This window comes from Peribacillus alkalitolerans, assembly GCF_010882125.1.
Lineage (GTDB): Bacteria > Bacillota > Bacilli > Bacillales > DSM-1321 > Bacillus_BN > Bacillus_BN alkalitolerans.
Genome location: NZ_JAAGVZ010000001.1, coordinates 1 through 15181, shown reverse-complemented (window position 1 = coordinate 15181; position 15181 = coordinate 1). Strand labels below are relative to the sequence as shown.

Here is a 15181-nt window from a genome sequence, read left to right as displayed (position 1 = left end):
CCCACTACTCCTTCAAAACTGCTTCGATATAAATCGCTGGATCAATCAATGTATCGGTTGCTGCAGAAATATAAGGATATAAAAATTCAATCCCTATTCCAAACAACACAGATATAGCGACCAAAATAGCTGATGGAATAAGCATGCTTTTTATGCCGATAGGTGAGCCTTTATATTCTTGCGGCTTTCCCCATACACCATTGATAAATATTTTCATAATGGAGTAAAGGACCAGTAAACTAGACATTAAAATAATTCCAGCTCCCCAATAATCCTTCGCTTCGAAAGCCCCTTGAATAATTAAAAGCTTTCCAACAAAACCACTTAACGGAGGAATTCCCCCAAGACTAAGTGCTGCGATGAAAAAAGCCCACCCGACGTAAGGGTACTTATGAATCAAACCAGAGAATTCCCTTAAATTATAGGTTCCAGCTATCTTTGCCATAATGCCAATCAAAAGGAAAAGTGCAGCTTTAATGATCATGTCATGAATTAAATAAAAAACGGAACCCATAACCGCAGCTTCATTCAAGCATGAAATTCCGTATGCAATGACACCAACTGCGGTGACAATGTTGTAGATTACGATTTTTTTTAAATCCCAGTATGCAACAGCCCCGATGACTCCAATGATGATGGTGACAAGGGATAATACTCCAAGGAATTGGTGGGTGAATTCAGAATCATGATAAAAAATCAACGTGTACGTTCTGAAAATCGAATAAATACCTACTTTAGTAAGCAAGGCACCGAATAGGGCTAATACAGGGGTGGGTGCAGCTGCATAGGAACCTGGTAGCCAATAGAATAAAGGGAATATAGCCCCTTTCAGTCCAAACACTATCAGAAAAAGGATAGCAATTACCGTCAACTGACCAGGTTGTCCAACTTCGGCTACTCTTTTCGAAATATCTGCCATATTTAAAGTCCCTACGATGGAGTACAACATAGCAACTGCTATAACAAAAAGTGCTGACGAAATGACATTGACTAAAATGTACTTCAGAGATTCTCGAAGCTGAACCTTAGTCCCACCTAACACTAATAACACGTAGGAAGACATGAGCATGACTTCAAAGAATACAAATAGGTTAAAAACGTCCCCTGTAAGAAAGGCACCATTCACTCCTACAATTAAGAAATTGAAAAAGGAGTAATAGTAAAATTTCTCGCGTTCGATGCCTATACTTGTGAACGAATAGAGGAGTACGCATAGCGCAATGATATTTGTCGTCAAAACGAGCAATGCTGCAAGCATATCAGCTACTATGGTAATACCGAATGGAGCTTTCCAATTGCTGACGTCCAGAGTCAAAATCCCGTTCGAGTAGACTTGAGAAACTAGATAAACGGAAAGGAATATGCCCAGTAAGAATGAAAGGGCAGACACTGTTCTTTGTAAGGGAATAGATTTCGAGAAGAAGATCAAGATTATCCCTGTCAATAAGGGTAATAAAACGGGCAAAAATACAAGGTTATTCATTAGCTTCCGTACCTCTCAACAAATCCATATTGTCCGTTCCAAGTTCCTGATAGGCTCTGTATGCTAATACCAGGAAAAAGGAGGTTACCCCAAAGCTGATGACAATCGCAGTCAAGATAAGAGCTTGAGGAAGTGGATCAACATAGTTTTTAGCATGTTCCCCTAAAAGTGGGACAGCTCCACGTTTTAAACCACCCATCGTTAAGATAAGTAAGTGGGCTCCGTGACTCAATAAGCCTGTTCCGATTATGATACGTAATATACTTTTTGAAAGCATGAGATATGTTGCACATGTAAATAAAATTCCAACGACAATAGCCATTAATATTTCCATTATTCATCATCCTCCCCAATCGTTTGAATAATGGTCATCGTTACACCAATAACGACAAGGTACACACCTAAATCAAATAAGGCAGCTGTGTGAAGGGATGTTTTCCCTAGAAGAGGCAGTTGGAAATAGTTGAATGCGTGTGTAAGGAATGGGGCGTCAAAAAATAATCCCCCTGTTCCTGTCAGTACAGCTATAAGTAATCCAATTGCTATGACAATTCGATAATTAATGGGCAGAATGTGTGCCACAGTTTTTAAATCGTATGCCAACAATAATAGTACGATAGCAGCCGAAGTCATGAGTCCGCCGATAAAGCCCCCACCAGGGTTATAGTGACCTGCAAAGAAAATCTGTATAGAGAAAAGGATAATAACGAAAAAGGTAATTTTCGTTACAGTTTGCAGAATGATGTCATTAGTCTTCATCCGTTTTCCTTCCCCCTTGTTAGACGTAGTTTGATCATGGCATAGATTCCGATAGCAGCTATGCCCAATACGGTAATCTCGAACATAGTATCCAAGCCACGGAAATCGACAAGGATAACATTGACCATATTTTCTCCGCCTGCTTCCTTGTATGTAACTTTTACATAGTAATTAGAAATTGTTTCAAATAGTTTAGTGCTGTGAGATGAAATGGCAATGAGTGTTACAATAGCCCCTACACCAATAGAAATCATCGCATTATTCAATTTAAAAGTTAGTCTTTCTTCTTTGTTCAACTTCTTTGGAAGATGGTAGAAGCACAATAGGAACAATGCTACTGAGACTGTTTCAACTACTAGCTGGGTTAATGCAAGATCCGGTGCCCTGAATAGAACAAAAAATAGGGAAACGGTATAACCAACAGACCCTAGCAGGATGATAGAGGTCAGACGAGATTTGACGAAAAGGATTGATACGGAAGCAACTGCAATAACTATTGCTAATATAACCTCATAAATTCCTATCGGAGCCGTATTATCAAGGCTTAAGTTGAAACCATCTTTGAAATACAAGGTTGCTGCTAAAGAAAAAATGAAAAACAGGAAAATGTAAACTAAATAATTTCTAATGAACCCTGTCATGAACATCTTGGTCAATTTGATAGAAATTTTCTCCATCCACACAAGCATCGAATCATAGAGATGGTTGAGAGACATTTTTTCTGGAAAAATCTTATAAATGGAACCCCATTTTGAAAGAGTTTTAAACAGGATTATTCCAACAATGATTACCCCGATTGTCATTAGTAGTTCAGGTGTCCAACCGTGCCAGTAAGAAATATGCACATGGTTACCTTGGCCAAAAATGCTTGGGATAATGGCCGAAACGGCAGGCTCAATAATCGTAGGTGCAAGCAAATTAGGAAAGAATCCGAAAATAACGACGAGGGAAGCGAGAATGACAGGAGAAATCAGCATGCCAATCGGTGCTTCATGTGGCTTCTTCTCTAATTTTTCTAATTGTGGTTTACCCATGAAGGTCTTGAAAATAATGACCATACTATAAATAAAGGTGAAGACTGATGCTATCCATGCGATGACAGGGAAGAGAATTCCCCATGTATCTAGATTGAATATATCAAGCTCCAAAACTCTTATCATACCTGTAAAGAACATTTCCTTACTTAAAAATCCATTGAATGGTGGAAGTCCCGCCATAGAAAATGCACCAATAACTGCAAGAGTAAATGTGATAGGCATGAAGTGGATGAGTCCGCCTAATTTACGGATATCCCTCGTGCCTGTTTCATGATCTACGATCCCAACCACCATAAAAAGACTGCCTTTAAATGTCGCGTGATTAATCAAATGGAAAATGGCAGCTACTGTGGCAGCCATGTACAAATTTTCATCTAAATGATCATAATGCAATGCGGCAGCCCCAATCCCTAAAAGGGACATGATTAACCCGAGCTGACTTATAGTCGAATAGGCTAAGATTCCCTTAAGATCGGTTTGTTTTACTGCAGAGAAGGATCCCCAGAACAACGTCACGATTCCAAATCCTGCTACTAGCCACAGCCAAACTCCAGATTCAGCAAAAATTGGACTCATTCGTGCCACTAAATAAATCCCTGCCTTTACCATCGTAGCTGAGTGAAGGTAGGCACTTACAGGAGTTGGGGCTTCCATTGCATCGGGTAACCAGATATGAAATGGAAACTGAGCGGACTTTGTAAACGCCCCAAGTAAGATAAGCAACATCGCTGGAATGAATAAAGAATGGTTAAATATCTCTTCTGATTGGGAGAATAGGTCCCGAATGCTGAATGTATCGCCCATTATGGAGAGAAGGATGAATCCTCCAAGCATGCTCAAACCACCCAAAACTGTAATTAACATCGATTTTTGGGCCCCGTATCTTGATCTTTCTCGGTGAGACCAATATCCAATCAAGAGGAATGAAGAAAAACTTGTGAACTCCCAAAAGGTATACAGTACTATTAGGTTATCTGATAACACTACCCCTAACATGGATCCCATGAACAAAAGCAAATATACATAGAAATGATTTAGCTTTTCTTTATCTTTTGCTAAGTAATAAATCGAATAAAGGACGACAAGTGCGCCAATACCGGTAATTAATAATGCAAACAATAAAGACAGTCCGTCCAAGTAAACATCAAACCCGATGCCTAAGGAAGGAATCCACTCATAGGATTGAAGGATTTGTTTACCATGAATGGTAAAAGGAATCAACCTAGAAAAGAACATAAACAGTAGAACAGGGAGTAATAGTACGAACCACCCAGTATGTATAGAACGAAACTGCTTATATAAAATTGGTATGAAAATAGCCAATAAAAACGGTGATAAGATGGCTAGGTGCATCCAAGACATAGGAACCCCTCCTTTTAGATAAATAGTGATATATTCTCGCTGAAGGACACAGGTTCTATAGGAAAAGTAGCTCCTACACAGAAAAAACTTTATTTTGATTTTATTATGTAAAATGATGCTACTTGCCATTCAGCTTGTATATAGGTGTTTATTGAAAAGTATAACGTAAAATTAATGGGCATGCATTTCGGAAAGCCTAACATTGTAAGCTTTTACTTAAAATAAATAAATAGGAAGAAACACGTATATTAGCCCTCGAAAATAAATTTTTTTCCAATATGAATAGTATATGTCTAATTTTGTCACTCTACCTATTAGGAGGCGAATTGCATGTACAAAAAACAGGCTATCATTTCGCTAAGCATCTTTGCAGGCTTATTCTGGTCGGCTTTTATAATCAATCACTCGCTGGAAAGAAATATTGTTAAAATTCGCTCCGATGTATTGACTACACAGCTTGTTCTTCCACAAGGGAAGGGTACTTTCGGTGCTTTTGATGAAAATATTATTATTGTCAAAACTAGGCACTATATGCATTTCCCACCTAAACAATCGCTGACAGTAAATCCTCGACCAGATGCAAAATAAATAGTGAAAAACCACCGTCCAATGACGGTGGTAATTAGCTAAAGGATGATTATGCTTTAAGGTTTCTTTGAGTTTGCCGTTGATGGATGGAAAAGGCTGATTCTTTATGTGATGCTTCCTTCATTATTAGGATTATTACTGGAATGAATAATGCTAAGAATAAACTGACCATAAACTTCAATAATGAAGGTGTTTGTATCTCCTTCCCCATATCCTCTAAGTATTTATTAAAAAATTCCTTTACCTCTTTATTACCTAAAACGTTACCTGGAAGAAGAAATTCATTCCGATCCTTGTCATAATACAAAAATTCTTTTTTGGTGAAGAAAAAAATGGAATCTCTAACTTGCTCATATTCGACAAAGGCAATGACTAGATTGCTTTTATATTTTTCAATCCTTTCTTCATTCTCTTCTGTACTGGGATCATCCAGTCTTAGGATTTTTGTCACTGTACCGTACACTTCTGTCATTGCAAGGGTTTTCATCGTATCATCATTATAATAATGGACTGTATCTTCAAGGTATTTCTCCATCGTCACAGAATATTTTGTACTTGCAGACCCATTAGGAATAGTTAAAGATCCTAAAGCAAAACAGCCAATAAATATGAAAGAACATAGAATAAAAAACCTTTTCATTTACCTCACCTCATTTTATCGGAATTAAACTGTTTAACAAAGGCTGAATGTTCTCTAGCTCTGAATGGTAAATGGTTAAATTGTAAGTATAATTTTTATAGTACCAAGATAGCGTCACCTGTTTATCAGAACCTAAAATGTATTCAACTGGTGAGCCATGGAATAGATATTTCACTGAATGTTTACTGGCACCAAGAATTGATTTTCCTTTAGATACTGCAAGGTCATAAGTTTTGTGGCCTTCTTTTGTATACACAGCCAAAAATGCATTTTTCACATCATTTAATTGAAGACTGTAAAGTTCTAAATCTTTTTCTATAGGAGGGGTGTAAGCACCGATGAAATTTGGTTGAATTTCGGATACATCTACTGGCATCCCCCAATTTTCCCTTTGGAATTGACCATACATTTCTTGATTTTCATAAAAGGTTGAATCTATTGGTTTCATAATCTTCTTAGGACTTGGTTTAGGTCTGGTAGCTTTTATGGTGTGTAAAAAGAAAGTGTCATTAGAAAAGGTTTGATTTTTTTGGAACTTAGTGACTCTTGTCTCTACTCGCGCATCCCCTGAATGTTTGATTTCCTTGACGATCATCCAAGATTTTTTGTCAATCCAAATCGAGATATAGTCTTTTTTTGCGGATGCTTTTTTGGGAAGTGCATTGATACGATAGGTGTGAAAAGAACTAATTGTATCTTCTTCCACTAAGGTAAGTTCATATGAATCCCTAACGTTTTCTAAATATTGGATGGTTTGTTCTTTTAAGAAAAATGTACTATCTATTTCTTCAGGTGCTGAAATTTCATATTGGACAAGCTGTTTGTTATGTCTCCAGTTAATAGATTGCTTGTCATCTGTAATTAAAATTTCTCGTTCACCACTAGAATGCATGAACTCTTTTCGTTCTTTCCTTTGGATAGAATCTCGCCACCAACGGATGTCTTCTTGACTAATAAGTGATCCGTTTTGATACACAGAAACTTTCTTTTCTAAATAAAATGTTGGATAGGACAAAGATTTTTTCTGATCTATAATAGAAAAAATCATTGATTCATCGGATAGAGCTGAGTTTGTAGAGCAACCAGACATCAAGCAACAAGTCACCACTAGATAAATGATTAAATAGCGCAATTTAATCCACCTCCGTCGCCAGAGGTAAATGACAGATCACAGTCGAACCATAGCCTTCTGTTGATAAAAAAGAAATAGTCCCTCCATGTTTTTCAATAATTGACTTTACGATAGAAAGCCCAAGGCCACTTCCGATGGAGGAACGATTGGTCCTTGAAGGGTCTCTTTGATACAAAGGCTCAAACAGTTTTTCTATATCCTGATGAGGAACAAATTCTCCTTCGTTCTGTACAATCAACAATACTTGCTGCTTCTCTGTAATATTTATTTTGTTTCGATGTGGCCCGAAAATCCATTCTGGGAGTGTGTATTGTGTCGTTAGCCCACCAGCCCATACCTTACCGTTTGGAGCTACATGATTAAATGCATTGGAAATGAGGTTATCAATAACACGAATCAACTGGTTTGGATGTACATAGACATTTCCAGATGCGATTACGGTTGTTGTGAACAGGATGCGATGTTCGATTGCCAGCTCCTCGTAACCTGATAAAAGCATTTCAAAAAATTCCCCAGCGTCGACTTTGATAGTGGGCAATTCATATTCATCACCTTGTAATATCGTATAAATACTTAAATCATCGATAAGGCCATGAATATAATCGGATTTTTCTAAAATAGTTGATCTAAAGCTTACCCATTCTGTTTGCTTATCCAATGTAAGTTGTTCAGCAGAAGCCCTGATTGACGTTAAAGGAGTTTTTATGTCATGGGCAATCGAAGCAGCAATATACTCTTTTTGTTTTTGTTGTTCTAACAATGCGGCTTGTTGGGTGACTATTTCATCCTGCATGGAGCTGAAACCTTGGAATAATTCTCCGATTTCGTCTTTTCTCCCGTGATAGGACCGTTTTTGGACAGAATGGCCTTTGGCGAATTGATCCATATCAAAAAGTAGTTCTCGAATTGGTAATAGCAGCTTCTTTTTAAGAAAAAGATAACTAAGCCCGTATAAGATTAAAAATGAAGTTACGAAGAGCAGGATCGCAACATTTTTCTGGAACTGGACTCCAGAGATCCATTCATCACGAGGGAAGATGACCATATAAAATCCAATTGTTTCATTATCCATAATGACAGGCTTTTTGTATTGAAAGGTTTGGTATCCTGCCTTAAGTTCATATAGATCTTGGAACATCTCTTCGCTGGATAATTGTTTGCCAGGCGAATATGGCGCTGAAAAGAGGGGGGTACCTGACGAATCATACAGCACAAATCTTACACCAGTCTGAGATAAGCCTTCTAATCGTTTTAACTCATTCATTCTCTGTAAATTTGAATCTGGCCATCCATATAAAATTGGATTTTCCAAAACACTTTCATAATAGGTTAGCTTAGATTGAACCGAGAGATAGTCCGAAATGTCTTTTTTTTCATCCCAAGACTGAACCATTATGAGTAACATGAATAAAATCAATAACGGAATCGACATGATGAGTAAATAGGAGGTCATTAGCCACGTCTTCATTTTCATTTCTTGCCTACCCCGATAAACCGATATCCTTGACCCCAGATTGTTTGGATATATATTGGATTTTTTAATGGATCCTTTATTTTGTCTCGCAAGCTCTTAATATGGACGGTCACCGTATTATTTCCGGATACATCTTGTTGCTGCCAGATGTGCTCATAAAGCTCCTTCTTCGTAAAAGCATGTTGCGGATTTTGACATAACAGCATGAGTAATGAAAATTCCTTTGAGGTTAAGAGGATAGAATCTCCATTGAGGAGGATTTCTTTTTTTTCAGGGTATATCGTCAGACCACCTGCATATTCAAGCACATCCTCATGATATATTTCCTCCTGATACCTTCCATATCTCCGAAGCTGTGATTCCACCCTAGCCTCAAGCTCCCTTAAACTAAAAGGCTTTGTCATATAATCATCCGCACCGATTTTCAATCCCCTAACCTTATCATCTTCTTCATGTCGGGCACTCAGAATCAGCAGAGGAATCTGACTAGTCCATCGAATGTTTTGACACATTGTAAAGCCATCCATACCAGGAAGCATTAAATCGATGATTGCCAAATCATATGTTCCACTTTTGAAATCCTCCCATCCCTCAGTGCCAGTTGATGCCCAGGTGACCTGATAGTCTCTTTCTCTTAAAAACTTTAAAATGATCGTGGCAATCTCTTTGTCATCTTCAACTACCAAAATGGATTGTTTTACCATATAAATCCCCTCAAAATCATTGTATGTGTAAAAAAGTACATAAAATGAAACTTAATAATTTCTTTATTTTTTCTTTTTAGTAAAAAAATGTATTTTTTATTGATGGTATTATTGTAAAGGAAGATGGAGGGAGTATAAAATAAATTTGTCCTTTCGCTTAAGGTTTTGCATAATGAAAAGATGAAAATAGTTTGAAAATGGAGATCAGTAATGAAAAATACATATTTGACAGGGTATTTTCCCTTGATATCAATTATTCTTTTCTCGTTATCATTCGCGATTTATGGAGAAATGGAAGCCCTTATCCTGTTGAAAAACATCGGGGTATACGATGGGATGCGAGAGTTTTTTTCAGTGACAGGTATTAAATTATCCTTGCTACTTGCTGCTTTTATTTGCTTCTTTATGATTTTCGCTGCCTTAAAACTCATCTCAGATACAATTCTTGAATTTTCATTATTGTTCTTTTCAAAGGATTCTGAGGGAGATAGCTTGAAGAGTGTCCGTAAAGTATCGGTTATTTACGTTATTGGAGGAGTTTTATCTTTATTGATGGTCAAATCCATTTTATTTATACTAGCTGCCTTTATCATTACAACGGTTGTTGCTTTTGTTTATTTCGTGAATATCATAAGTCCCACATTATCCAATGCAGGTTTAATAGGATTGATTTTCTTTCATACGTTTATATGGTCGATTCTTTTACTGACTGTAGCTTTGTCGCTATTAAAGCTTTATAACAGTATGATTGCTAGTTTGCCAGTTTAGGAGGAGGGTGAGGAATGAAACAGATTCTAGATTTGAATGACAATATGATTTTGGATGAATTATTCCTTATACAACAAGCATCATATATGGTCGAGGCAAACCTGATCAATTTTTATGATATTCCCCCATTAAAGGAATCTAAAGCACAATTGAAAAGATGTAATGAAGCATTTATCGGATGGTTCGTGGAAAATAAATTAGCAGGAGCAGTCTCATATACCAAGGAAGGACACGAGTTAGCGATTTGTCGTCTGATTGTACATCCGGATCATTTTAGAAAGGGAATTGCAAGTAAGTTATTAGAGGAGCTGTTGTCGATGTATCCTTCTCATCGATTTATTGTTTCAACAGGGAAGGATAATACCCCTGCAAAAAGGCTTTATGAAAAGAAGGGTTTTCGTTGGTTGCATGACCTGGAGGCGGCACCAAGGTTTTACTTAAGCTTCTTTGAGCGATAGAACGAAAAAGGAGCGAGATCCAAGCTTGGGTCTCGCTCTTTGCCTTATTGGGTAGTCTGCATAATTTTTTTCCATGCACGTAAATGGGGGGAAGATTTAGAAAATGACTCTATACTAGCAGGGCGGTCCTTGCCCATCCAAACCCCCGTCGTATAAGTGTCATCCATCCCTACGAACCATAGATCCTTCACATCGTTGGTGGTACCAGTTTTTCCGCCAATATAAGAACTCGGATAATAGGCTTTTCGAGCTGTCCCTTCTTTAACTACACTTTGTAGTAGTTGCCTCATTTTTTCTACTGTGGAATCCTTCCAGACTCTAATAGGCTTGTCTTGCCATTGATAAAGAACCTTACCTTGTCGATCGGTTACACTGCGGATCGCTCTTGAAGGAGTATAGTTTCCATCCACGAAAGAGGTATAGGCAGATGTTAATTGAAGGGGGCTCATTCCATAAGTAAATCCCCCGACAGCAGCGGCCAATCCTTGATCCTGGTCAGAAACCTTTGTGAAATGGAATGGCTCTAAATAAGAAAAGCCTTTTCTTATGCCTATTTTGTCCAATAGCCTCACAGCAGGTGTATTGATGGATTTTGCAAATGCCTTTTCCAGAGTAACGCTATCATAAGTTGCCCCATCATAGTTATCGGGACAATAGCCCTTTTCACAAAAATTTCTAGAGTCAATCGTTTCATCCAATGATGCATTAGTCTGATCTATATATGGAGCATAGACCAACAAAGGCTTAATGGCAGATCCAGGCTGTCTAAAACTTTGAAATCCGCGGTGAAAAGAATATTTTTTATAATACTTTCCCCCAGTCAACGAGACAAGCTCGTGCGTATGATGTTGTATAACAACAGCAACCCCTTGTATTCCAGTAGTGGAAAGCTCATTATCAATGGCCCGTTTTGCTTGAAGCTGAAGGTCTTTATCGAGAGCCGTGTTAATGATGATTCCTGATTCTAGCAACTCTTTCACTTTATGAGCAACAAGCTCCTTGTTTTTTGTGCGAAGGACAAAGTCTGATTCTAAAAGGGATAAGCCCTCCTGTTGGGCTACTAATTCGTGTAGCTCTTTCTCCACATATGTAACGTAATCAGGATAAAGGTTAACCCGTTTATCTATCCGTAGTGAGACTTTTTCTTGGATTAGTTCACTATACTGGGAATGTTTGAGTTTACCAGCAGTAAGCATTTGTTCTAGCAATCGCTCTTGCCGTTCCTTAGTCGCTTCAAAGTGTTTAATAGGATTATATAAATTCGGGTTGTTGGGAATTGCAGCAATGAATGCCATTTCTGCTTTGGACAACTTAGAAACCGATTTATTAAAATATTTTTGGGAAGCGGCTTCAATTCCATACGCACCATTTTGGAAATAGATTGCATTCAAATATAACTCTAATATCTCTTCCTTTGAAAGGTTCCATTCCAATTGATAGGAGTAAAGAAGTTCAGATAGCTTACGATTATAAGTTTTTTCATGGTTTAAAAATAGATTTCTTGCAAGCTGCTGTGTGATCGTGCTACCACCTTGTTCGAGCGCCTGATTTTGAGAGTTCACAAGAATGGCTCGAGTAATGGCGAGTGCATCCACACCCTTATGTTCAAAAAAATGCTGATCCTCGGTTGTAATGAACAAATCTTTCATGAAAGTTGGTATCTCATCCAGTTGTAGGTATACCCGGTTCTGTTCATTATAGATTTCAGAAATGGTGCTACCATCTGAAGCAGTCATTACACTGTTGACAGATAAAGAGGCATCCTTGATTGGTATATGTTTATCTAGATACTGTTGTAACGGCTGAAATGAATTCAATTCATTGTATGTCAATATGGTCAATAAGGCGAAAAGAGGGACGAGTAGTAAAATAAGCAAGTATCCGAAGAAGGTACGCATATTGTTGATCTTCCTGACTATTGCAGTTCTTGTAGTTAGACAAGCATTATACGAAAATGAAAAACTGCAACTAAAGTTGTATTCTAGAAAATAGTATAAAGCACAAATCTATTAAAAAGGGGAAACCCTTGAAAAAAATTATTCTAGTTTGACTCTGCCAATCGTTGAATCTGCTATAATTTTTCAATAAGGAAATATTAGTAGATTGAGAGTCATTGAAATATATGAATAAAGGAGGAATGTAAAGTGGAAAATAATCAAAAATATTTATTCATTGATTTCGAATTTACTATGCCAGAGGGAAAACCAAAGCCAGAAGGATTTTTTCCTGAAATTATTGAAGTGGGTGCTTTGCAAGTTCAGGGAGATAAAATAATACATCAATTCTCTACATTCGTTAAACCAAAGAAGTTCCCTATCCTATCAGAACGGTGTAAAAACTTTCTCAAGATCAGTCAAGACCATGTTGATCAAGGCATTCCATTTGAAGAGCTAGCTAATATGCTTATGGACTTAGAAATGGATCAACCGAGTGTCGTTGTTACTTGGGGGAACATGGATATGAAAGTCCTTCGTAACAATTGTCAAAATGCCGGGGTGGAATTTCCGTTCAAAGGTAAGTTTGTCGACCTCTCTATGGAGTATAAAAGATTTTTTGGGGATCAAAATCAGACAGGCCTATGGAAAGCGGTCCAAGAGTACGGTAAAGAGGGAGTAGGTAAACACCATCGTGCATTAGATGATGCAATGACCACTTATAATATTTTTAACCTGGTAGAAAAGGACAAGAAGTATATGGAAAAGCATCAACCAACAACAATTGGAGACCGAATTGACCTGTCAAAGGTATTAAATAAATTTGCATTATAAAAAGCCAAATCCTCTAAAGTGATTTGGCTTTTTATATTTTTTAACCATTACTTAAAGTAATCCCTTTCTAGGTCTTCAAGCATTTCCAAGCTTTTTAGACTCCATGGACTATTTTCTTCACTTAGGTTCATTTTCATTTTATTGACTGCTTCGCGCAAAGATTCCTTATAATCTGGAACTTTTCCTTCAAAAGGCCTTACCATATTTAATGGGACATTTGTCTGTTCCCTGAATGCAAGTGCTCGACGTTGATGGAACATCCCTACCTCTGTTTGTTTAGGATTATGTAGATCTCCTTGCATTGGATGTTTTTCCACTGCCCCTATTTTAACTAAATACGAAGATGGTCTAACAGCTGTGATTTCTCCGATATATTTCCCAGTCTTATAAATGGCAGTGACGTAATCTCCAATCTTAAAACTTCCTTCTGTCATGATGACACCTTCTCATTATTTTTGTATTCATCATACATATGAAACTGAATTAAAAACAAGGATTCTCTCTACTTAATTGAAAATTTATCGACTCTAGTGATTTTTGAGTTGAAATCATGTAAAGTTTTTAGTGGAGGTAGATATAATGAAAAAATCGTTAGTATTACTCTTAATTTCCATCATGCTCGTATTAACGGCATGTGGAACGAGTAAGGATGAAGCAAAGAAGCAAGAAAAACCAACTGTAACGGAAGAAAAAAAGGATGATTCTACTCAAGGTAATGAGGGAGAAACTGCTGGGGATTACCCACAATTTAAAGAAATCAAAGCAGACGAAAAGGTTGTTTTGATGGAAACATCCATGGGAGATATCAAAATCAAGCTTTTCCCTAAAATGGCTCCCAAGGCGGTTGAAAACTTCGTCACACATGCAGAAAAGGGATACTATGATGGTGTTTCCTTCCATCGTGTCATCAAGGATTTCATGGTGCAGGGTGGTGACCCACAAGGAACCGGAATGGGAGGAGAAAGTATTTGGGGAGCTCCATTCGAAGATGAATTCTCCATGCAGCTTTACAATTTCCGTGGCGCGCTTTCCATGGCGAATTCAGGACCTGGGACAAATGGAAGCCAATTCTTCATTGTTCAGGCAAGCAAGGTAGACGAGGGGCTTCAGGATCAAATGCTGAAGGCAGGTTATCCTGAAGAAGTGGTTAAACTATATGCAAAGCATGGTGGAACACCATGGCTTGATCAAAAGCATACAGTATTTGGACAAGTGGTAGAGGGTATGGATGTAGTGGACTCTATGGCTAATGTTGAGACGGCTGAAGCAGACAAGCCTGTGGAAGACATAATCATTAAAAAAATTAACATCATTCAATAATTATTTAGAGGAGGATGACGTCCAATATGGAGTCTTCTCCTTTTTCGTTTCACTTGGGTTAGCTTGAAAAAAACTTCAAACAAATATCATGAGTATACACCAAAATATTGTAGAAGTACTACACATCCATAACCTAGCCTAATGACAATAATTGAGCTAACCAATAAGTGAATTTCCGTGTAAGTTTTAGGTTGAATTTGTCGAATAATCGATATTTGGGGACTTTCGATTATATTTTGGCCATTTCGATTTTATTTTTCCTGGTACCGAGTGTATTTTTCCAGTTTCGATTATAAATCTTTCAGTTTCGATAAAAGATTCGGGGTCCCACTAAAAAGCAATTAATTATCATTCAGGATATTGGGTTTCAAGGCTGAAACGAAGAGTAAAATGTCTAATGAAGTAATGAATGGATTTAAAAGTACATTCAAATGCTAGTTTTGATTCTTATTTAAGTCTAAGCCTAAAAATTATTTCTTAAATAAGGCACCACCATGGATTTCATGTGCCATGGTGAGAATTTTTATTAGCATGGATGACTCTATTATATTTCGTGGTGAGTTTGACTCAAAGAAAAAGACCGAGAAAATGGACTTAACCCCGTCAAGTAGACAGCTCTAAAAAAGACTATGCAGCCATCGTGATTCGATACTCAATCGGAGCACGATGGTTTAGTCGTTTTTGGAAT

The 15181-nt window shown here is 37.5% G+C and carries 15 protein-coding genes; 5 read left to right on the top strand and 10 right to left on the bottom strand.

The window, feature by feature from the left end; translation table 11 throughout:
* Window positions 1-4: 4 nt before the first annotated feature.
* The 4 genes from G3O09_RS00075 to G3O09_RS00060 are packed head-to-tail and all read right to left on the bottom strand — an operon-like array spanning window position 5 to window position 4641.
* Window positions 5-1483, bottom strand: coding sequence for a Na+/H+ antiporter subunit D (locus G3O09_RS00075; RefSeq protein ID WP_163098829.1), 1479 nt, complete (start codon window positions 1481-1483; stop codon window positions 5-7).
* Complete coding sequence (locus G3O09_RS00070) at window positions 1476-1817, bottom strand: Na(+)/H(+) antiporter subunit C (RefSeq protein ID WP_163098827.1); 342 nt, start codon at window positions 1815-1817, stop codon at window positions 1476-1478. The genes G3O09_RS00075 and G3O09_RS00070 overlap by 8 nt, the downstream gene beginning before the upstream one ends.
* Window positions 1817-2242 (bottom strand): Na(+)/H(+) antiporter subunit B, encoded by a 426-nt coding sequence (locus G3O09_RS00065; protein ID WP_163098825.1) that lies wholly within the window; start codon window positions 2240-2242, stop codon window positions 1817-1819. The genes G3O09_RS00070 and G3O09_RS00065 overlap by 1 nt, the downstream gene beginning before the upstream one ends.
* Complete coding sequence (locus G3O09_RS00060; protein ID WP_163098824.1) at window positions 2239-4641, bottom strand: Na+/H+ antiporter subunit A; 2403 nt, start codon at window positions 4639-4641, stop codon at window positions 2239-2241. The genes G3O09_RS00065 and G3O09_RS00060 overlap by 4 nt, the downstream gene beginning before the upstream one ends.
* A gap of 330 nt (window positions 4642-4971) precedes the next feature.
* Between G3O09_RS00060 and G3O09_RS00055 the strand changes: the two genes are divergently transcribed.
* Complete coding sequence (locus G3O09_RS00055; protein ID WP_163098822.1) at window positions 4972-5229, top strand: hypothetical protein; 258 nt, start codon at window positions 4972-4974, stop codon at window positions 5227-5229.
* Window positions 5230-5278: 49 nt separating this feature from the next.
* Here G3O09_RS00055 and G3O09_RS00050 read toward each other — a convergent pair whose 3' ends face one another.
* The 4 genes from G3O09_RS00050 to G3O09_RS00035 are packed head-to-tail and all read right to left on the bottom strand — an operon-like array spanning window position 5279 to window position 9179.
* Window positions 5279-5869, bottom strand: a complete 591-nt coding sequence (locus tag G3O09_RS00050) for a hypothetical protein (protein WP_163098820.1) — start codon at window positions 5867-5869, stop codon at window positions 5279-5281.
* Window positions 5870-5879: 10 nt separating this feature from the next.
* Entirely contained in the window at window positions 5880-7001 is a 1122-nt protein-coding gene (locus G3O09_RS00045) for a LolA family protein (protein ID WP_163098818.1), read from the bottom strand.
* 1 nt (window position 7002) lies between these two features.
* The gene (locus G3O09_RS00040) at window positions 7003-8475 is read right to left on the bottom strand and encodes a sensor histidine kinase (protein WP_163098816.1); all 1473 of its coding nucleotides are present in this window, start codon (window positions 8473-8475) and stop codon (window positions 7003-7005) included.
* A complete protein-coding gene (locus G3O09_RS00035; protein WP_163098814.1) occupies window positions 8472-9179 on the bottom strand; it encodes a response regulator transcription factor in 708 nt (235 codons plus the stop codon). The genes G3O09_RS00040 and G3O09_RS00035 overlap by 4 nt, the downstream gene beginning before the upstream one ends.
* 210 nt (window positions 9180-9389) lie before the next feature.
* Between G3O09_RS00035 and G3O09_RS00030 the strand changes: the two genes are divergently transcribed.
* Both G3O09_RS00030 and G3O09_RS00025 read left to right on the top strand, forming a co-directional pair.
* Complete coding sequence (locus G3O09_RS00030) at window positions 9390-9947, top strand: DUF5366 family protein (RefSeq protein WP_163098812.1); 558 nt, start codon at window positions 9390-9392, stop codon at window positions 9945-9947.
* Window positions 9948-9961: 14 nt separating this feature from the next.
* Window positions 9962-10405, top strand: coding sequence for a GNAT family N-acetyltransferase (locus tag G3O09_RS00025; RefSeq protein ID WP_163098810.1), 444 nt, complete (start codon window positions 9962-9964; stop codon window positions 10403-10405).
* A gap of 44 nt (window positions 10406-10449) precedes the next feature.
* Here G3O09_RS00025 and G3O09_RS00020 read toward each other — a convergent pair whose 3' ends face one another.
* Window positions 10450-12303 carry a transglycosylase domain-containing protein gene (locus G3O09_RS00020; protein WP_163098809.1) on the bottom strand — a complete coding sequence of 618 codons (1854 nt, stop codon included), beginning with the start codon at window positions 12301-12303 and terminating at the stop codon, window positions 10450-10452.
* Between the two features lie 246 nt (window positions 12304-12549).
* Here G3O09_RS00020 and kapD point away from each other — a divergent pair, with 246 nt between their 5' ends.
* Window positions 12550-13173: a 3'-5' exonuclease KapD gene (gene kapD, locus G3O09_RS00015; RefSeq protein WP_163098807.1), complete on the top strand. Its 624-nt coding sequence runs from the start codon at window positions 12550-12552 to the stop codon at window positions 13171-13173.
* A gap of 47 nt (window positions 13174-13220) precedes the next feature.
* On the opposite strand, the gene kapB is transcribed toward kapD, so the two are convergent.
* Entirely contained in the window at window positions 13221-13607 is a 387-nt protein-coding gene (gene kapB, locus G3O09_RS00010) for a kinase-associated lipoprotein KapB (protein ID WP_163098805.1), read from the bottom strand.
* 145 nt (window positions 13608-13752) lie between these two features.
* Between kapB and G3O09_RS00005 the strand changes: the two genes are divergently transcribed.
* Window positions 13753-14493, top strand: coding sequence for a peptidylprolyl isomerase (locus G3O09_RS00005; RefSeq protein WP_163098803.1), 741 nt, complete (start codon window positions 13753-13755; stop codon window positions 14491-14493).
* The last annotated feature ends 688 nt before the right edge of the window (window positions 14494-15181 follow it).